Below are 18,837 nucleotides of genomic sequence, written 5' to 3' on the forward strand. Positions count from 1 at the left end.
TTCAGATTGCCTCCTCTTTTTCCCAGGGTGCCGGTTGGCGAAGTTGCTCCCAAATTGGGCTGTAGAGAGCTTCTTCTAACTCTCTGGCCATCGATACCATGCCTGCATATCCGGCATAGGAATGGTGGCGTTCTTGATTGATATCTAGAAAAGGAATGCGAGCTTTTAGGGCTGTGTATTGATTGCGCCCCCCGGCAATCAGCATATCGGCTTTGGTTTGGGCAATCACTTTCAGCAGTTCCTGGGCATTACCCTTTTCCATCATGATGCCTTCGGCGCCTAGCAACTCCCGAATCCGGGCTTTGTCTTCCTCAGTGCTTTTCTTGGTGCTGGTGGCGACTACTTCCATCCCCAAGTCTTTAGCAGCAGAGATAATTGACCAACTTTTCACCCCACCTGTGTACAGCACTACTCGCTTGCCTTTGAGTCGAGCGCGATAGGGGGCTAAATCCCGATCGAGCTGGGCGGTTTCTTCAGCGATTAGTGCTTCTACTCGCGCTTGCAATGTGCGATCGCCTAATTTCAGAGCAATATTTCGCAAGCAACGGTTGACATCTTCCACCCCGTAAAAAGACTCTTCAATGTAGGGAATGCCGTAGCGTTCCTCCATTTTCCGAGCAATATTGATCAGTGCTTTCGAGCAAATTGTGACATTTAGTTTGGCTCGGTGAGCGTAACAAATTTCCTGATATCTAGCATCCCCAGTCATCTTTGCCAGCACGCGAATGCCTAGTTTTTCAAACAGTGGCATTACATCCCACAATTCCCCAGCGATATTGTATTCGCCAATGAGGTTAATGTCATAGGGCGTGGTAAATTCAGGTTCCGCAGTCCCGATTACATACTCTAATAGCGATTCTCCACCTACTCGATTCCCTAAGTTTTTACTCCCAATAAATCCCGGAGAATTAACAGGAATTACTGGAGTTCCTATCTTCTTCGCCGCAGCTTCGCAAACGGAATCTAAGTCATCTCCGATCAAGGCAGTAACACAAGTGGAGTAAACAAAAACTGCTGCTGGTTGATAGCGTTCTTGGACTTCCAGAATAGCTTTGTAGAGCCGTTTCTCGCCACCAAAAATGATATCATTCTCACTCAGATCGGTAGTAAAACCCATCTTATAAAGATGAGAACCAGAGGAAAGACTGCCTCGACTACCCCAAGAATTGCCCGCACAGGCGATCGGCCCGTGAACCAAGTGTGCCACATCGGTAATAGGTACTAGAGCAATCATCGCCCCATCGAAAGCACATCCTCCTTGAGCCGCACCAGGTTGGGCTTGTTGTTGGCAGGCTTTCTTCTTTTTTTCCCCATGTTTGTGATGATTGTGTTCGCAACCTGGCTCGCTGAGGAGTTCGTTAATTTTTCCTTGAGTAATCTTCATAGGAGTCAGGGGGAAAGGGAATAGTTAGGAGTTTTGAGTTTTGAGTTTTGAATTAAAGAATTTTAAGGATTTTTCCTCGCTTCATAACTCAAAACTTTTCTACTTAGCAGATGTATTTTGTGATGTCTTCTAAACAAACATCTGCTAGATAACTAAGAGCGCGGAAACGTAAGCCAACAAACTCGTCATACAGAGGGTTTAATTTGCACAGAGGCGGAATGTGATAGGCGTGTCCGAACAGATTAACATCTCGTTCAAAAGGACAACAACAGGGAATTACCTGGCAAATAAGATGGGCAAATTGGCGATCGCTTACTGGAACTCTATCCACCCATCGACGCAGGAGGAAGAGAGGATCGAAACCAGACTTTTCTCTAGGAACTAGGTAATGGTCGTGAGGGTGATCGTGCGAGTGGCGATCGTGCGTGTGGGTGATAGTAGTCATAGGACTTGAAGATAGAGGGAGGAGGAGGAACAGGGGAGGCAGGGGGAGGCAGAGAAAGGCAAGGGGAGGCAGGGAAGGTAAGGAGAATTAGTTCTTTAACTCAAAGTTCTTTAACTCAAAACTCTTCCCATGCCCACCACCCTATTTATCGAATCAAGTCGTAGGAAATATCAGTCTTCGCTGGGATAATGGTATTGCGATCCAGTTCGTCAAGTAGCGTATTTACAATCCAGTTGAGCAAATTGATCGCACCTTGATAACCGTAAGTAGAATAGCGGTGCAGGTGGTGGCGATCGAAAATCGGATAGCCAATTCGCACTAAAGGAGTTTTGGTATCGCGCCACAGATACTTGCCGTAGGAGTTGCCGATTAATAGATCTACGGGTTCTGTGAATAAGAGAGAACGTAGATGCCACAAATCCTTACCACCCCAGATAGTTGCACCCTTACCAAAGGGGCTAGCATCTAGAATTGCTTGCAACTCTTTTTCAAACAAATTGTTGCTATTGCTCACCAAGATATGCACAGGTTCAGCACCAATTTCTAGCAGGAATTGGGTTAATCCAATCACCAAATCTGGATCGCCATACATCGCCACCCGCTTGCCATGCAGCCATGATTGCGAATCCGTTAGCGCGTCTACTGCCCGACCCCGTTCGTCTTCCAATTCTTGCGGAATTGGTTTACCTGTCAGAGCCGATAATTTCATCAAGAATTCATCAGTTCCCCGGATACCTACAGGACGGCAGACATAAGTAGGTTGCTTCCACTCGCTATCAATGTAATCGCGAGTTTTGGTAGTTGAATAAGATTGTAAAGCGATTGTCGCTTCTGCATTAATGGAATCGGCTGCCTCTGTCAGTGGCGTACCGCCGGGATACATTTTGTATTCCCCAGTATTTGGTGAATCTAGATATTCAGAATTATCCGCCAGCAGCGTATAGTCTATGCCCATTAGAGAGCCAATTCTCTTGACTTCGCGCAAGTTACCAATGTAAGTTTCAAAGCCGGGAATAAAGTTAATCTTACCGTTAGTCTTTTCGGCTTTTTTCCCTGCTGTTAGGTTCGATAAAATTCCCTTCATCATATTGTCGTAACCCGTAATATGGGAGCCGACAAAGCTAGGTGTATGAGCGTAAGGAACGGGATATTCTTGAGGGACAGAACCAGCAGCCTTGGCATTATTAATAAAGGCTTGCAAGTCATCCCCAATCACTTCCGCCATACAAGTAGTACAGACAGCAATCATCTTTGGCTTGTAGAGATTGTAGGAAGTCGCCAAGCCATCAATCATATTATTCTGTCCGCCAAAGACTGCTGCATCTTCAGTCATTGAAGAAGACACTGCTGAAAATGGTTCTTTGAAGTGACGAGTAAAGTGAGAGCGGAAGTAGGCAACGCAACCTTGAGAACCGTGAACAAAGGGCAGGGTAGCTTCAAAACCTACTGCTGCTAAAATTGCGCCTAGAGGCTGACAAGCCTTAGCTGGATTAACTGTTAAAGCTTCGCGGCTAAAGTTTTGCTCGCGATATTCCCAAGTCTTTGTCCATTCTGCAATTCGAGTTACTTCTTCTGGGCTATGGCCGCCTTCAAATTCCTTTTTCCCAGCAAATAGCTGTTGATATTCTTCCTGATGGAATAGTGTAACGTGGTCGTCAATTTTGTCTATATTGTTCTGAGGCATGACTCAATCTCCAATATTTATGAGGGAGTGTAGCGTAGAGAGTTGGAAATAACAAAAAACTTGTATTTAGGAGGAACTAAGGATGAAGATCGAGAGATAGTTTTGGGGATTTTAAACTTTTAGCGTTCATCCTTAGTAGTATTCCCCTAATCTGTTTTGGTTACTTCTTCCAAGGAGCACCAATTAATCCCCAAGTTGGACTATTAAGGGCTAAATCCATATCGCGGGCGAAGATAGCGAAACCATCATAACCGTGATAAGGGCCAGAATAATCCCAAGAGTGCATCTGGCGGAAGGGAAGCGCCATTTTCTGGAAAACATACTTCTCTTTGATGCCGGAAGCAATTAAATCTGGCTTGAGTTCCTTGACAAAATGCTCGAACTCATAAGCAGAAACGTCATCATAAATTAAGGTGCCGTCTTCAATGTAATGAGTCGTGCGTTTGTAGTCATCATTGTGACCAAACTCGTAACCAGTACCGATTAGTTTCATTCCCAAATCGTGGAAGGCAGGAACGACGTGGCGGGGACGCAAACCACCAACCATTAAAGCGACAGTCTTACCTTCTAGGCGCGAGTAGAATTTGTCAAGTACGGCCTTAGTTTGGGCTTCGTACTTAGCAATGACTTTTTCAGCATTATCTTGGATTTTTTGGTCAAACTTACCTGCAATTTCTCGCAGAGATGCAGCAATTTGAGTTGGGCCAAAGAAGTTATATTCCAACCAAGGAATGCCATAAGCTTCTTCCATGTGGCGGCTAATATAGTTCATGGAGCGATAGCAGTGAACTAAATTTAGCTTCACAGTTGGGGTCATCATCATTTCGTGAAGCGTGCCATCTCCCGACCATTGAGCTACTACGCGCAAGCCAATTTCTTCGAGAAGAATGCGGCTAGACCAAGCATCACCACCGATGTTATAGTCTCCAATAATTGCGACATCGTAGGGAGTACCTTCAAGGCCCAATTCTTTCTTTTTCTTGTCTGCTTGAGGAAAAACCCAATCCCGGATAGTGTCGTTTGCAATGTGGTGTCCCAGAGATTGAGAGACACCCCGGAAGCCTTCACAACGTACAGGTACAACGGTTTTTCCGATTTCTTTGCTGGCTTTCTTCGCAACAGCTTCGATATCGTCTCCGATTAGACCAATAGGACACTCAGACTGAATCGAAACGCCTCTATTTAAGGGGAAGAGTTCGTCTAGTTCAGTAATTAGTTTGGCAAGTTTTTTATCACCACCAAATACGATATCTCTTTCTTGGAAATCGGATGTAAATTGCATTGTGCCAAAGCTATCAATGCCTGTAGTTCCGATATAGTAGTTGCGACGACCAGACCAGGAATAATAACCGCAACCTACGGGGCCATGACTGATGTGAATCATGTCTTTGATTGGGCCCCAAACTACGCCTTTCGATCCAGCGTAGGCGCAGCCGCGTGTGGTCATGGAACCGGGAACGGATTTGATATTAGACTTAACGCCACAATCTGATTTGCCTTCTTCGTAGACATTCAGGTGCTTTTCCCGTTTTTTCTTAGCTTTATCGGGATAGAGTTCTAGAGCTTCTTTGATCAGGGCTTTTTTGTCAACAACGTCCGCAGCTAAGTCTTGAGAGTCAATAGTAGTAGATTCGATAGGAGTCATAAATCTGCCTCTCTGAGTGAGTAGGGAATAGGAAATAGGGAATCGGGGATAGGTTTCAGGTCGGTTTCAGGTTTTGAGTTTCAGGCTCCAACAATGATTTATCTGAAACCTCACACCTGAGACCTATTGGGGATTTTAGATAAGAAAATCTTTCCTTTTCTTGTTTTAGCCTATCCCCTTGATTACTAGGGTTTAAACACCAACTGTTACAGGGACTTCATCCGCAGTCTTGCCAACTAGATGCTCGAATTCTTTGTCATCACCAAGAATACCGAATTCAACCAGTAAGTCTTCTAATTCATCCATTGAAATAGGAGTAGGAATTGTCAGGTTCTTGTTGTCGATAATCTTGTTAGCAAGGGTGCGATACTCTTGGGCTTGAGGATGTTGAGGTGCATACTCAATCACTGTCATGCGGCGCAATTCTGCGTGTTGCACAACGTTATCGCGGGGCACAAAGTGAAGCATTTGAGTATTCAACCGCTTCGCTAAGGTTTCGATTAGTTCTAATTCACGGTCAACTTTACGGCTGTTGCAAATTAAACCACCCAGACGAACACCACCGGAGTGAGCATATTTGAGAACACCGCGTGCAATGTTATTTGCGGCGTACATTGCCATCATTTCACCAGAGGTGACGATGTAAATTTCTTGAGCTTTTCCTTCGCGAATTGGCATGGCGAAACCGCCGCAAACTACGTCGCCTAATACGTCATAGCTGACAAAATCGAGATCTTCGTAAGCACCGTTTTCTTCCAGGAAATTAATAGCGGTGATGATCCCCCGTCCTGCACAACCTACACCGGGTTCTGGGCCGCCAGATTCTACGCAACGCACGTCTCTGTAGCCAGTAAGTAACACTTCTTCTAGCTCTACATCTTCGACGGCTCCCCGTTCAGCAGCTAGGTGTAAGACAGTTGTTTGAGCTTTGCTGTGCAGCATTAAGCGGGTGGAATCTGCTTTTGGGTCGCAACCTACAATCATTACGCGCTGACCTAATTCAGCCATCCCGGCAATGGTATTTTGGGAAGTAGTAGACTTACCAATACCGCCTTTACCGTAGAATGCAATCTGTCTAATTTTTTCGTCCGTCATGGTTAATTATCCTTTGTAAATGAGTGGGTTTGTTGTTTAAGAAGAGGTCTTGATTGGTTCGGTTCAGAAAGAAGTATCAATTGTGAAACTTAGAATCTGAAACCTAACTATGGGGGGAGGACGCTCCTCTTGATATTTTCTGGTAAATTTCATAATTCCTCGTTAATTTGTGGTAGGAAATCTGATGAGTTAATAGCCCGCTAGTTTACAGTGCTTGTACTACTAAACTGGGTAAAACTTTCTCTCTCAAAGTAGTTTCGATTAACCCTTTCAGAGTGGATGTACTACTAGGACAAGAACCACAAGCTCCTTTGAGCAAGACTTTGACAATATCTCCTTCTACGTCATAAAGTTCTACGTCACCTCCATCTGCGATTAGCAATGGGCGCACTTCTTCTAAAACTTTCTGAATTAAGGAGATTTTTTGGATGGGTGTCAAAGGTTGTGTAGGTGATTGATTTTTAGTCTCTTTCGCAAAGGCAATCTCGGTCGCAACTTTGGTGATGTTGGCTTTCTCTTTGAAGACTTCGGCAATTAAGTCGTCAATAGGATATAAACAAGAACCACAACCACCACCAGCTTTGATATAGCTAGTTACTTGTTCTGCTGTAGTTAAATTGTTTTCTACAATTGCCCGACGAATTCTCGGTTCGCTGATACCAAAGCAACTACAAATTAAAGTGCCTTCATCTTCAGGGTGTGCTTCTGGTTCAATGCCACGATATTTATAAATGGCAGCTTCTAAGGCTTCTTGTCCCATTACAGAACAGTGCATTTTAGCTTCTGGCAAACCACCTAAAAAATCTGCGATTTCTCTGTTGGTGACTTTTAAGGCTTGATCTAATGTTAAACCCTTGATTAATTCTGTTAAAGCGGAAGAGGATGCAATAGCGCTGGTACAACCAAAGGTTTGAAAACGAGCATCAAGAATTAAATCTTTTTCCTGGTCTATTTTGAGATGCAGTCTTAAAGCATCACCGCAAGCAATACTGCCTACTTCGCCGAATACTAGAGCAATTCCTGGTTCATTGGTTTCTTCTATTGCCCCTTGATTTTTCGGGTTGTAGAATAAGTCTAATACTTTTTCAGTGTAGTCCCACATGGCAGTTTTCCAAATTAAGGATATGAGGAGGAATTGGGAATTGAGAATTGGGAATTGGGAATTGAGAATTGAAAAGCTTTTTTATGCTTTCACTGCTTCTTTATCTACTAACTGTTATGGCTTCTTGTCTATCTTGTAACCAGTCAGCAGAGTCACTATTGAAGGGTGAAAGGGAACGCAATCTCTCTACAATTCCTGGCATTACAGTTAAAACTCGATCTATTTCTGCATCAGTTGTGTAACGGCTAAGACTAAATCGGATCGAACCGTGAAGGATAACATAAGGTAAACCCATTGCCCGCAAAACATGAGAGGGTTCTAAAGAGCCAGAAGTGCAAGCAGAACCAGAAGAAGCGCAAATCCCGTATCGATCTAATGAGAGTAAGATAGCTTCGCCTTCGATGTATTTGAAGCCAATATTAGTGGTGTTAGGTAAGCGATGAGCGGGGTCGCCATTTACTTCACAATTAGGAATAGTAAGTAGCAGGTTTTCTTCTAGGCGATCGCGCAATTTGGTTTCTCGCTGAATTGCCTCTGGCATATGCAATAATTCGAGTTCTGCTGCTTTTCCTAAACCAATTATGCCCGCTACGTTTTCTGTTCCTGCTCTCCGGCCCCGTTCTTGATGTCCGCCTATTAACAACGGACGGAAATGGAAACCGCGTCTTACATATAAAGCACCAATCCCTTTGGGGGCGTGTAATTTATGACCTGATAGTGTTAATAGGTCAATGGTACTTTCCTTCATATTTAAAGGAATTTTCCCTACTGCTTGTACTGCATCAACATGGAAGACTGCACCATATTCTTTGGCTAAAGCACCGATTTTTTCTATGGGGAAAATTGTCCCACTTTCGTTGTTAGCATACATGGTGGAAACTAAAGCGGTGTTTCCAGTTAATGCAGCTTCCAATTCCATTAAATCTAATTGTCCCTGACGGTCAACTGATAGATAAGTAACTGTGTAACCTTGTTTTTCTAGTTGTTTGCAAACATTAATTACAGCAGCGTGTTCTACTTGGGTAGTAATAATATGTCGTCTATCTGGTTGAGCGGCTAATGCAGCCCTAATTGCTGTATTGTTACTTTCACTGCCACAACTGGTAAACACAATTTCTGAATCATCTGCTCCCAAAAGACCTGCTACTTGTGCTCTGGCTTGTTTTACAGCTTTTCCTACTTTTCCCCCAAAGCTGTGCATACTGGAGGGATTGCCATAATATTCGGTTAGGTAGGGTAGCATTGCTTCCAACACTCCTGGATCTACCTTGGTTGTGGCATTATTATCTAGGTAAATACAAGTTGACATAATCTTGTCCTCAGATTGACAATAAGAACAGGGAATTGGAAATGGGAAAGGGAATTAGAAATTGGGAATTGGGAAGCAAAAAGCAGTTGTGAATGAAGGGAATGAGGTACAGCTTTATAAATTAGCAATTAGGAAGCGGCTGCTATACCTCATACCCATCAACTAGAGCCATTAAATACAACCTACAATCTCAGGAATAGCGTTAGAGCTTTTGAGAATATGGGTGTCATAAAATGCACGGGCCACTTTCTCGATTACGTCGTAAGCTTCCACTACAACTAAACCTGCTGTTTGTAAATCCGCTTTCGGACATTCGCCGACTTTGGAAACTAGAATTGCTTTACAATCAGAAAGAGCTTTAATCGTGTGTTCTAAAGTCGCTTCCTCGCCGTAACCGCTTTGGCAGTAATGATCGATTTTGCGATGACCGACGAATTTAGCTTCGTTAGCATCTACTTCGTAAATTTGAAACTCTTTAGCATGACCAAAGTGTTGATTGACTAAACCACCGCCTTTAGTTGCTACTGCTACAAGAATTTTGGGGCTGTTAGCAACTTTCTGACTAGGTTTGAGCTTTGCTTTGGCTGATTTGAGTTCGTCTTTAAACTTCTCAATGCCAGCATGAACTTCTTGCCGTGATTCAATGTTGTACTCTGGCTGCATTTCCATGAATTTATCTTTAGTAAATTCTTGGCTTCTGTCTTCGCCTAAGAGTCCTACAGCATCGGCTCGACATTGGCGACAGTGGCGCATCATTTTCATGTTGCCAGCACAGTTATCTTGCACTGTTTTTAGTTCTTTTGGTGTCGGCCCGCGCTGACCAGTTAAACCAAAGTGTGTGCCATGTTCTGGTGCTGAAATCAGAGGCATAATGTTGTGAAGAAATGCCCCTTTAGAACGAATCACTTCATTTACTTCTGGTAAGTGATGGTCGTTAACTCCGGGAATCATTACTGAGTTCACTTTGCAAAGAATATCGGCTTCTTTTAGTGCTTGTAAGCCTTCCATTTGCCGTTCGTGCAAAATTCGAGCAGCTTCAAGGCCTTTGTAGCGTTTGCGCCGATAGTGAACCCAAGGATAGATTTGTGTGCCGATTTCTGGATCGACCATATTAATAGTAATGGTGACATGATCCACGTTGAGTTGCTTAATTTTTTCAACATAATCGGGCAACATTAACCCGTTAGTTGATAAACAAAGCTTGATATCTGGGGCTTTATCAGCAATTAACTCAAAGGTGCGGAAAGTTTTTTCCGGGTTGGCTAATGGGTCGCCTGGGCCAGCAATTCCTAATACTGTCATTTGCGGAATTTTGCCGGCAATCACTAATACTTTATGGGCGGCTTCTTCGGGTGTTAGCAGTTCACTAACTACCCCTGGACGACTTTCGTTAGCACAGTCGTATTTCCGATTACAATAATTACATTGAATGTTGCAAGCGGGAGCAACGGCAACGTGCATTCTGGCATAGTGATGGTGTGCTTCTTCGCTATAACACGGATGGTTTTCAATCCGCTTTTTAAGTTTTTCGTCAATTCCATCGGTGGAAGTGCCACAGCTAGAAGAACTACAACCAGTAGATTGAGTAGCGCTTGTTTTAGTAAGGATTCCAGGTTGGGGTGTCATTGAATTTATGGGATTCAGTGGACTCGTCAACGCTATAGGAAATATGAACAAACAGGAATTATTTTGTTTATCCGTTGGGCCCTATATTAGGCCCACTTCCATTCATTAACTTCCCCCAGAATCCATCGGTTATTTGGCTTTTGGTACTGTTTGAATTTACCAATTACTTAAATACCTATTACCTATTACCTTTGGCGGGTTAAGCATCTGGCGTTATGAAATTTATAGCAGCTACTCAATTGCCTCCCACAGAGACGGCTAGGGATAAAACTTATTAAACTAATTAAGAAGGTACTCAAAACCTGTAATCCTTACTCTGTAAGGAAAAAAGAGATTTGAAAAAAACTTTTGGGGTATAGGTACGAGTATTTTTGGTCTAAGCGATAAGTATTTAGGTAGCCGAGAAGCGGTATTTCTGTACTCAAAGCTAACCCAGTTGGCGCATGGGTTTGATGAGATTTATAGCAAATTTTCTACTGGCTTTATGGGTACTCAAAAAATATAAATTTGATGCCCAAATTTAATCTGACAGGGCAATTGAGAAGGGGGATAACCGAGACGATCTTTTGGAGATATGGCTGACGGTATTCTTAAATTTAATTCTGTATCTAATATATCAGTTTTTTGGGAGCTGGGATTTTTTTTGGGGATTTATTTACAAAAGTTATTGATTGTATCTAATGATACAGACAAAATAAAAGTAATAATAGCGGATTTGCGTCAAGTGCCACATAAAAAAGGATGCTCGCTACTTTTACTGTAAGCCATAAAAGCTTAAATAGTAGTTAGATATACAAAAATTTAAAAAATAATTTCTAGACAGTAATTCTGACAAAGCAGGACTTAACCAACAGGGTTAAAGACCCAGTAAGTCCTAAAAAGATGGTGAGTACAATTTTTTCTTCCCCAAAATTGTTATATAAATGGTCTCAAATACTTGCGGAAAGAGATTTAAGGCTGAGTACATAAATACTGAGTACGTCACTGATAAATACTCATACCTATAGCCAAAAATACTCGTACCTATAGCCCAACAAAAAAATGAATCCCTCTCCTATCAAGGCCTTTGGTGCTTGAGTACATCTTTAATTAATTTAATAATTTCTATCCAGGTTAAGCAAACTACCTGGTTTTCAAGTATCTGATATAAGCAGGAGATGGAGATTACGGCTTTTTCACCCCCGGAAAGCAATGCTACAGACTTTTGCCCCTTTAACAGTTAAGCCTATTTCACAAGAAAAACTGTATGCTCAAGGTCGTACAACCACTCCAGCAGCAACAGAGGATGCCCAATCTACTAATCCACTTCTAAACTGGTGGCAAACAATCAAAATTGATTTCCAGATTATTTTCGAGCGCGACCCCGCCGCCCGTAATTGGCTGGAAGTTCTTTGCTTTTACCCAGGGTTTCATGCTTTGGAACTGCATCGGGTTGCCCACTGGTTACACAATCTTAAAGTTCCATTTTTCCCTCGTCTAATTTCTTACCTAACACGATTCTTCACCGGTGTAGAAATTCACCCTGGCGCAGTCATTGGTAAGGGGGTATTTATCGATCATGGGATGGGAGTAGTCATAGGGGAAACAGCAATTTTAGGAGATTACACCCTAATTTATCAGGGTGTTACTCTGGGAGGTACGGGAAAAGAAAGCGGTAAGCGTCATCCGACTCTGGGTAAGTATGTTGTTGTCGGGGCAGGTGCGAAGGTTTTAGGTAATATTGAAGTAGGTGATTATGTCCGCATTGGTGCTGGCTCTATTGTATTAAGAGACGTGCCTTCAGATTGTACAGTTGTAGGTGTTCCTGGTAGAAATATTCGTCGCATTCCTCAAAATACTTGTCCACTAGAACACGGAAAAATGCCAGATGCAGAAGCGGCACTGATTCGCAGTTTAGTCGATCGAATTGAGAAATTAGAGGAGCATATTCTTCGCCTTCAAGTTGGTCAAAAGTAGCTATTTGACCGCAGACATTCCAGAGAGAAATAGCCCATGTTCTCTCCCTTGAGGTTTAAACATCAGCCAAACAAGTACAATTAATTTCGTCAAACTTCTAAACTTAGTTTTTCTATTGAGGGAATCTATGCAGCTAGATGAATTAGAACTTGACTTGCCTCCTTGCTTTGAAATTGGTCAAAAAGTCCAAACACGCAAGTTAATCCGTAATGATGGAACCTTTCCGGGTCAGGAAATTGGGGCCACTTTAGCAAAAAAGGGTGAAATTGGCTATGTGATTTCTATCGGGACATTTTTACAAAACTCCTATATTTATGCTGTGCATTTTATGGGAACAGGCTATATTGTTGGTTGTCGTGCCAGAGAACTAGAACCATTTGAAACAGTAATTTGAGGTAATTAAAGATGAAAGTAATGTTACGTCGCGGTACAGCCGGCAAATTAATGGTTTACGTTGCCAAGAAAGATTTGGAAGAGGAAGTAGTGAGTGAAACGGAATTAAATGGAAACAAAATATTGACTTTGACAAATGGTTGGGAATTAGAAATTGCTAATTTACTCGAACCATTGAAATTACCACAAACAGTAGAAGCCAAACGCTTAGCTTAGACTTTTGACATTCCTTACGCTTAGCTTAGACTTTTGTCGCTCCTCCATCTCAAGACGTGGGGGAGTTTTATCTGACTGATATCAACTCTCAGACAATTGAGGTACACCTGGTAATTTGTAGATCCATACCTCACTTACTTGACAACTGTTACATCATCCCTAACACTTTCCGCAGTAACATTTGGTCTTCTCCCTTAACTTGAAAGCGACCATTTTCAATATCTCTAATCCAGCTTTGACTTTTGCCCATTAATGATGCTAATTCTCTCTGACTCAAAAGCCTTATTTTCCTTGCCTCAATAATCTGTTGAGATGAAAGTTCAACCGATGGTTTAACCTTGGTTCTATTTCTCTCTTTGGTTTTTTGAGGCTGAATAACTTTCATTTTGGTGGGAGATTCCCATTCAGGCGGGATTTCAAAATGTAATACTCGTGCATTCATTAAACGATTCCACTTACCACGAGGTGCCACATCAGTTAAGCGATTATTCTTACTACCATCTGCAATCCAAAAGTCTAAAGCCGCCTCTGCTTCTTCTGGAATATTTTTGAGCTTCACCCATAGGGGTTGAATTTCTAATGGATAAGTAATGGGATCGAATACTGGGTTTATTCCATAGCAACTGATAACTTCTAAATCATTTTCAAAGATTTTCATTAGCCGTTTGCGTTCATCTTTTTGTGAAGATAAAGTATTGAATTTTTTCTCACCATACGCTACGCGCATTAATGTAGGTACTGTGACACGCTGTTCTTTACCCATTTTGGTTTTAAATAATAACCAAATTAACATCCGTGCCGCACCTGGATGTTGTTGCCAAATTCCCATCACTGAATTTAATAGGGTTTTAGGCAGCGTACCATATTGATAAAAGCTATTCTGTTCTTTACAACCTTGTCGATTGAGAAAAATTTTTGTCCACTGTCCAGCTTTTATTCTGAAAGTTAATCCGACTAAATGTTTATACCCCGAATCATCTTCTTGAAAATGATGTTCGATTTCTAACAAGTTCCAGATCGGACTATTTTTGAGGGAAATTCCTTTTACTTTTCCCTGGGGTGGTAAATCAATACTAAGCATTAATTTACAGGGTTGTTGAGCAAGTTCTTTGATTAGAGATAACTTGGCTGCTTTAGTGAGGTCTTTACGTTTATCTATTCCTAAGTATTCTTCAATTTGGAGGTCATTGATGATAAATTCTTCTTCCCAAGGGCGCTCTAAGGCAGTAATATGAGCTGCATAGATTAAATTGAGACAAGCAGCTTTAATGTCAAAGGATTCAATTACTGCAAAAGCCTCTGTATGTTTAAGTGATGCAGTTGGTTCAACCGCTAAGGGGTTGGCAACACGAAAGGCAATCTTACCTTTTCCGTTTAAGATTTGCCGCTGATAGCATACTTCTCCAGTATCTTCTATTTCCCAGCGAAGAGAGGTTCCCTGTACTAAAATGTTGCACAATTCCCAGATAGCAATTGCAGAAGCAAAGGGATTATTTTTCCCGTTAGTAAAAAGGTTAGGACTAGGAAGAGTTCTATCACTATCAATTTTATATCTACCTTTTTTTGCTCGGAAAGGAACTGGGGAGTTAACTGGACAGCAAATGACACATTGAGGCGCAGAGTAATTTTCGCAGTTATCGCATAAATTGGGATCGATCCAGTATTTATCATCTTTTCGTTTGATCGCCTCTGTAGGACAAAGAGGCTCACAAGTATCGCACTGAATGCAACGATTAGTGATGGAATAAGACATGGCTAATCAAAATCACTTAATAACTGAGCTGATAATATTCTTGATTAGTAATGATCTTTTGTTCATGCCAAACAATTAAATATTCATTAATTATTTTTTAATATCTCTAAAGCAGATATAAAGAAAAATCATCAGAATATTTCTGATATTTTGTATATTTAAATACAGCAATTGTTTCAATATCTCTTTTTAGATTTGGGATTTCTCTTAAATACTCACTGACCGATCGGTAATTAATATTCGCTCATCAACAAATAGTAATATTTTAAGCTCAAGGCTGAAGGCAGAGATGTTGACGGCAATAAAAGCAAGGGTTTCAGCAATTAATAACGTCTTAACCGTCAAAACGGTTGCGATAGAGCGAAATGCTAGTACCTCTTCCCAAAAAAAAAATAAAAAGCTGTTCAGCTATGGATTTGGGACTTTGAGTACAGCCTTAATTAGAGGGTGTTTATGAAAATACGAACTGATATAATTTATTTAATTACTTTAGCACCAACAACAGCAGTTCAGTCGTAATATCAAATCCGGTTAATTATATATAATTCGGATCGAGAGCAAGTTTGCCAATATCTCCAGGCTTAAACCAGAGATCCAGAAACCTGTCCGTTTTCCTAATAATGATTAATTAACTGAACTTGATATCACCAGACTAAAACGAGGCTAGGTTGACACACCCACCTTTAAAGAGGATGGGGTTCTTTGGAATTTGGCTTTCACCGAAAACCATACTTAAACCCATTGCTTTCGCCATTTAAACAGATGAATACTAGAGATTGGCTAATAACAGACAGTGGAGAGTGTCAACCTCGACCTACAGCTAGGGAGTGGGATTTAATTAGTGACTGCTATTACTTACATCGCTTCCTAACAGACATTTTGGATTTGGTTGAACAGGCAAACAATGAAGCGGAACAGTGGGATTATTTACCCCAAATCCGAATGCGTGTACGCCAATTAATTACAAATTCATATTGGGTACAAACTCAATACCTAGAGCCTTGTCCAAAAACAGGTCTTGCGATTCTGACGCTGTATGATGAGATTGGATATCCACTAACTATCCAAAACGTCACCTTTGCACCTGGAGTAATTTCACCCATTCACAATCATGGCAGTTGGGGGATAGTGGCGGTGCTCAAGGGACAAGAAAAACATCGTTTTTGGCGACGTTGTAACGATGCAGAGTTCCCCTCAAAAATTGAACTTACAGGCGAAAAAGTTTTTCGGGCTGGAGAAATTATCAGTTTTACACCTAATGCTATTCATAGTGTAGAAGCAGTAGGAGAGGAACCCACAGTCACTTTTCATCTTTATGGTGATGTCTTGCCACGATCTCGTTTTGAGTTCAATATTACAACCCAGACAGCCAAAAGTTTTTAGATTCAACAGTAGAAAAAGAGGAAAAAAATATGCTGAAAGCATCTGACATTATGACTCAAGATGTTGCTACCATTCGTGGTTCTGCAACAGTAGCTGAAGCCGTTAAATTGATGCGGCTAAAAAGCTTGCGGGCTTTAATTGTAGATATCCGCAATCAGCAAGATGCTTATGGTATTCTCACCCAGACGGATATTGTCTCTAAGGTTGTTGCTTATGGAAAAGACCTAGAGAAAATCCGCGTTTATGAGATTATGACCAAGCCTTGTATTGTTGTCAATCCCGATCTAGGAGTTGAGTATGTAGCAAGGTTGTTTGCTAATACAGGCATCCGCATTGCTCCAGTAATTAGCAATACTTTGATTGGCATCATTTCTCAAACCGATATTCTGTTTAAAGGCGATTTCCTAGAAAATCCTAAAGCTCCCCTGATGCGGCGAGAATTGGGGAAAGCGATTGAGAAAGCCAAATCAATTTCTAGTGCTAAAGGTATTACCAGTCAGGAAGCTATTGATGCTTGGGCTTTGACAGAGGAGCTGGAAGCTGAGGTTACTTATCAAGAAGGAACTGAGCCGAAAGAAAAAACTGCTTTTCAGCTCTACTGTGAGGAGAATCCAGAAATTTTACAGGTACGACACCAAATTTTGAGTGCAACTGCTTGATAAAGTTTAGGAAGTTATTGAATATTGGTAACTTCAGTGTCTGACGGGGTGCAAACCCCGTCTAAAGTTATTGCGATCGCAGATGAGCTCATGTGTGGAGGTAATGTGCGATCGCATAAAGATGGAACCCTTATGTCTTTTGGCCGACACAGCAGGATTTATCTTTAAATAAGATAAAACAGTTAACACAATGCAGTGTCGTATATCATTATGAGTCTTAAGCGTCGAAATTTCTTGTATTTACTGAGCGCCAGCGTTGGAGCAGCTACGTTTGGTGCTTGCCAAGCATCGGGAAGCAATTTGTCTCGACCCCAAACTACCCCTAAACAGGAGGATATCTTAGCTCAAAGCGAAACTGGTTTCACTTTACCACCTTTACCTTATGAATACAATGCTCTAGAACCGCACATCGATGCGCGAACTATGCAATTTCACCACGATAAACACCACGCCGCCTATGTCAAAAATCTGAACGATGCTATTAACAAACACTCGCAACTGAAAGGAAAGAGTGCTGAGGCATTGTTGCGAGACATCAATAGCGTGCCGGAGGATATTCGCACAGTAGTTCGTAACAATGGTGGCGGTCATGTTAATCATACCATGTTTTGGGAAATTATGAGTCCCAAAGGCGGAGGTGAACCCACAGGCGCGATCGCAACTGCAATCAACCAAACCTTCGGTAGTGTTGATGCCTTTAAACAAAAGTTTAACGACGCAGGCACAAAACGTTTTGGGAGCGGTTGGGTTTGGCTAGTCCGCAATAAAAATGGCAAACTTGAGATTACAACTACCGCCAATCAAGACAGTCCTTTGATGGAAGGCAACTATCCAATTATGGGGAACGATGTTTGGGAACACGCCTATTATCTCAAATATCAAAACCTGCGCGGCGATTATCTAAAAGCATGGTGGAATGTTGTCAACTGGCCGGAAATTAACCAGCGGTATGAGAAAGCGATCGCTTAGTATTTGTTGGTGGTTAAAAGTTAACCGTTAACAGTTAACCGTTAACAACAATAATAAAGTCCCTGCTAAAAAGCAAGGACTTTAAAAGTATTAAGGGTGAAGTGTAAACAGTTTCATCCTGAATTTTTAGTTTCTAAAAGGCTTTGAGCCTAGAAGAGTGAAGAATTCTTACAAAGCGTTACCGCGAGGAAGAACTTCTTCAGGGAAGATGAAGTTTTCGTGCGGTTGATCTTGAGGAGCCATCCAAGCGCGGATACCCTCATTAAGCAGAATGTTCTTAGTGTAGAACGTTTCAAACTCAGGATCTTCAGCAGCTCGCAACTCTTGGGAGACGAAATCGTAAGCCCGCAAGTTCAAAGCCAAACCGACGATACCAATAGAACTCATCCACAAGCCAGTTACAGGCACAAACAACATGAAGAAGTGCAGCCAACGCTTGTTGGAGAAAGCAATTCCGAAGATTTGCGACCAAAAACGGTTCGCCGTCACCATGCTGTAAGTTTCTTCAGCTTGGGTAGGGTTGAAGGCGCGGAAGGTGTTAGCACCATCGCCATCTTCAAACAGTGTATTTTCTACTGTGGCACCGTGAATGGCGCAAAGTAAAGCACCACCCAAGATTCCAGCTACGCCCATCATGTGGAAGGGGTTGAGCGTCCAGTTGTGGAAACCTTGCAGGAATAACAAAAAGCGGAAAATTGCTGCTACGCCGAAGCTAGGGGCGAAGAACCAGCCGGATTGTCCCAAGGGGTACATTAAGAACACCGAGACGAATACGGCAATCGGGCCGGTGAAAGCCAGAGCGTTGTAGGGACGAATGCCTACGAGACGGGCAATTTCAATCTGACGCAGACAGAAGCCAATCAGGGCGAATGCGCCGTGTAGGGCGATGAATGCCCACAGGCCGCCGAGTTGACACCAGCGGGTGAAGTCCCATTGAGCTTCCGGGCCCCAGAGGAACAGCAGGGAGTGACCCAGACTGTTAGCGGGGGTGGAAACGGCGACGGTGAGGAAGTTAGCGCCTTCGAGGTAGGAGCTAGCTAGACCGTGAGTGTACCAGGAGGTAACGAAGGTGGTGCCGGTCAACCAGCCGCCGATGGCGAAGAAGGCGCAGGGGAAGAGGAGCAAGCCGCTCCAACCGATGAAAACGAAGCGATCGCGCTTGAGCCAGTCGTCGAGGGCATCAAATAGACCTCGTTCGTTCTGGGCGCGTCCGACTGC

The 18,837-nt window shown here is 42.4% G+C and carries 18 protein-coding genes; 7 read left to right on the top strand and 11 right to left on the bottom strand.

The window, feature by feature from the left end; genetic code table 11:
* Window position 1: 1 nt before the first annotated feature.
* The 8 genes from nifE to nifB form a co-directional block, all read right to left on the bottom strand.
* Window positions 2–1,384, bottom strand: a complete 1,383-nt coding sequence (nifE, locus tag PN499_RS14040; RefSeq protein ID WP_019487106.1) for a nitrogenase iron-molybdenum cofactor biosynthesis protein NifE — start codon at window positions 1,382–1,384, stop codon at window positions 2–4.
* Window positions 1,385–1,487: 103 nt separating this feature from the next.
* Window positions 1,488–1,829: a Mo-dependent nitrogenase C-terminal domain-containing protein gene (locus tag PN499_RS14045; protein WP_272032588.1), complete on the bottom strand. Its 342-nt coding sequence runs from the start codon at window positions 1,827–1,829 to the stop codon at window positions 1,488–1,490.
* Between the two features lie 145 nt (window positions 1,830–1,974).
* A complete protein-coding gene (gene nifK, locus PN499_RS14050; protein ID WP_272032589.1) occupies window positions 1,975–3,513 on the bottom strand; it encodes a nitrogenase molybdenum-iron protein subunit beta in 1,539 nt (512 codons plus the stop codon).
* A gap of 160 nt (window positions 3,514–3,673) precedes the next feature.
* The gene (gene nifD, locus PN499_RS14055) at window positions 3,674–5,158 is read right to left on the bottom strand and encodes a nitrogenase molybdenum-iron protein alpha chain (protein WP_272032590.1); all 1,485 of its coding nucleotides are present in this window, start codon (window positions 5,156–5,158) and stop codon (window positions 3,674–3,676) included.
* A gap of 192 nt (window positions 5,159–5,350) precedes the next feature.
* On the bottom strand, window positions 5,351–6,253 hold the full coding sequence (gene nifH, locus PN499_RS14060) for a nitrogenase iron protein (protein ID WP_007356926.1): 903 nt from the start codon (window positions 6,251–6,253) through the stop codon (window positions 5,351–5,353).
* 205 nt (window positions 6,254–6,458) lie between these two features.
* Entirely contained in the window at window positions 6,459–7,355 is an 897-nt protein-coding gene (gene nifU, locus PN499_RS14065; protein WP_272032592.1) for a Fe-S cluster assembly protein NifU, read from the bottom strand.
* Between the two features lie 100 nt (window positions 7,356–7,455).
* Window positions 7,456–8,664 carry a cysteine desulfurase NifS gene (gene nifS / locus PN499_RS14070; protein ID WP_272032593.1) on the bottom strand — a complete coding sequence of 403 codons (1,209 nt, stop codon included), beginning with the start codon at window positions 8,662–8,664 and terminating at the stop codon, window positions 7,456–7,458.
* A gap of 171 nt (window positions 8,665–8,835) precedes the next feature.
* Window positions 8,836–10,290, bottom strand: coding sequence for a nitrogenase cofactor biosynthesis protein NifB (nifB, locus tag PN499_RS14075; protein ID WP_272032594.1), 1,455 nt, complete (start codon window positions 10,288–10,290; stop codon window positions 8,836–8,838).
* Window positions 10,291–10,864: 574 nt separating this feature from the next.
* Between nifB and PN499_RS14080 the strand changes: the two genes are divergently transcribed.
* The 4 genes from PN499_RS14080 (at window position 10,865) to nifT (ending at window position 12,855) form a co-directional block, all read left to right on the top strand.
* On the top strand, window positions 10,865–11,053 hold the full coding sequence (locus tag PN499_RS14080; protein WP_272032595.1) for a hypothetical protein: 189 nt from the start codon (window positions 10,865–10,867) through the stop codon (window positions 11,051–11,053).
* A gap of 428 nt (window positions 11,054–11,481) precedes the next feature.
* A complete protein-coding gene (gene cysE / locus PN499_RS14085; protein WP_272032596.1) occupies window positions 11,482–12,246 on the top strand; it encodes a serine O-acetyltransferase in 765 nt (254 codons plus the stop codon).
* Window positions 12,247–12,373: 127 nt separating this feature from the next.
* Entirely contained in the window at window positions 12,374–12,640 is a 267-nt protein-coding gene (locus PN499_RS14090; RefSeq protein WP_007356919.1) for a nitrogen fixation protein NifZ, read from the top strand.
* A gap of 11 nt (window positions 12,641–12,651) precedes the next feature.
* Window positions 12,652–12,855 carry a putative nitrogen fixation protein NifT gene (gene nifT, locus PN499_RS14095; RefSeq protein WP_272032597.1) on the top strand — a complete coding sequence of 68 codons (204 nt, stop codon included), beginning with the start codon at window positions 12,652–12,654 and terminating at the stop codon, window positions 12,853–12,855.
* Window positions 12,856–13,003: 148 nt separating this feature from the next.
* On the opposite strand, the gene PN499_RS14100 is transcribed toward nifT, so the two are convergent.
* Together PN499_RS14100 and PN499_RS14105 are read right to left on the bottom strand one after the other, a co-directional pair.
* Window positions 13,004–14,608 (bottom strand): helix-turn-helix domain-containing protein, encoded by a 1,605-nt coding sequence (locus PN499_RS14100; RefSeq protein WP_272032598.1) that lies wholly within the window; start codon window positions 14,606–14,608, stop codon window positions 13,004–13,006.
* Between the two features lie 207 nt (window positions 14,609–14,815).
* A complete protein-coding gene (locus PN499_RS14105) occupies window positions 14,816–14,953 on the bottom strand; it encodes a hypothetical protein (protein ID WP_272032599.1) in 138 nt (45 codons plus the stop codon).
* A 417-nt stretch (window positions 14,954–15,370) separates the two neighbouring features.
* Here PN499_RS14105 and PN499_RS14110 point away from each other — a divergent pair, with 417 nt between their 5' ends.
* From PN499_RS14110 to PN499_RS14120, 3 genes are all read left to right on the top strand, one after another.
* A complete protein-coding gene (locus PN499_RS14110) occupies window positions 15,371–15,991 on the top strand; it encodes a cysteine dioxygenase family protein (RefSeq protein WP_007356915.1) in 621 nt (206 codons plus the stop codon).
* 29 nt (window positions 15,992–16,020) lie between these two features.
* Window positions 16,021–16,650, top strand: coding sequence for a CBS domain-containing protein (locus PN499_RS14115; RefSeq protein WP_272032600.1), 630 nt, complete (start codon window positions 16,021–16,023; stop codon window positions 16,648–16,650).
* Window positions 16,651–16,860: 210 nt separating this feature from the next.
* On the top strand, window positions 16,861–17,619 hold the full coding sequence (locus PN499_RS14120; protein ID WP_272032602.1) for a superoxide dismutase: 759 nt from the start codon (window positions 16,861–16,863) through the stop codon (window positions 17,617–17,619).
* Window positions 17,620–17,787: 168 nt separating this feature from the next.
* Here PN499_RS14120 and psbD read toward each other — a convergent pair.
* A partial coding sequence (gene psbD / locus PN499_RS14125) for a photosystem II D2 protein (photosystem q(a) protein) (protein WP_272032603.1) occupies window positions 17,788–18,837 on the bottom strand: 1,050 nt, incomplete at its 5' end.

Source organism: Kamptonema animale CS-326, from assembly GCF_028330895.1.
GTDB lineage: Bacteria > Cyanobacteriota > Cyanobacteriia > Cyanobacteriales > Microcoleaceae > Kamptonema > Kamptonema formosum.

What these genes read in the sequence shown, in the direction of transcription:
- PN499_RS14045 (WP_272032588.1), bottom strand. Translation starts at nt 1,829, where the DNA reads ATGACTACTATCACCCACACGCACGATCGCCACTCGCACGATCACCCT.
- PN499_RS14090 (WP_007356919.1), top strand. Translation starts at nt 12,374, where the DNA reads ATGCAGCTAGATGAATTAGAACTTGACTTGCCTCCTTGCTTTGAAATT.
- PN499_RS14100 (WP_272032598.1), bottom strand. Translation starts at nt 14,608, where the DNA reads ATGTCTTATTCCATCACTAATCGTTGCATTCAGTGCGATACTTGTGAG.
- nifB (WP_272032594.1), bottom strand. Translation starts at nt 10,290, where the DNA reads ATGACACCCCAACCTGGAATCCTTACTAAAACAAGCGCTACTCAATCT.
- PN499_RS14120 (WP_272032602.1), top strand. Translation starts at nt 16,861, where the DNA reads ATGAGTCTTAAGCGTCGAAATTTCTTGTATTTACTGAGCGCCAGCGTT.
- nifU (WP_272032592.1), bottom strand. Translation starts at nt 7,355, where the DNA reads ATGTGGGACTACACTGAAAAAGTATTAGACTTATTCTACAACCCGAAA.
- nifH (WP_007356926.1), bottom strand. Translation starts at nt 6,253, where the DNA reads ATGACGGACGAAAAAATTAGACAGATTGCATTCTACGGTAAAGGCGGT.
- nifT (WP_272032597.1), top strand. Translation starts at nt 12,652, where the DNA reads ATGAAAGTAATGTTACGTCGCGGTACAGCCGGCAAATTAATGGTTTAC.
- PN499_RS14115 (WP_272032600.1), top strand. Translation starts at nt 16,021, where the DNA reads ATGCTGAAAGCATCTGACATTATGACTCAAGATGTTGCTACCATTCGT.
- cysE (WP_272032596.1), top strand. Translation starts at nt 11,482, where the DNA reads ATGCTACAGACTTTTGCCCCTTTAACAGTTAAGCCTATTTCACAAGAA.
- nifK (WP_272032589.1), bottom strand. Translation starts at nt 3,513, where the DNA reads ATGCCTCAGAACAATATAGACAAAATTGACGACCACGTTACACTATTC.
- nifE (WP_019487106.1), bottom strand. Translation starts at nt 1,384, where the DNA reads ATGAAGATTACTCAAGGAAAAATTAACGAACTCCTCAGCGAGCCAGGT.
- nifS (WP_272032593.1), bottom strand. Translation starts at nt 8,664, where the DNA reads ATGTCAACTTGTATTTACCTAGATAATAATGCCACAACCAAGGTAGAT.
- PN499_RS14110 (WP_007356915.1), top strand. Translation starts at nt 15,371, where the DNA reads ATGAATACTAGAGATTGGCTAATAACAGACAGTGGAGAGTGTCAACCT.
- nifD (WP_272032590.1), bottom strand. Translation starts at nt 5,158, where the DNA reads ATGACTCCTATCGAATCTACTACTATTGACTCTCAAGACTTAGCTGCG.
- PN499_RS14080 (WP_272032595.1), top strand. Translation starts at nt 10,865, where the DNA reads ATGGCTGACGGTATTCTTAAATTTAATTCTGTATCTAATATATCAGTT.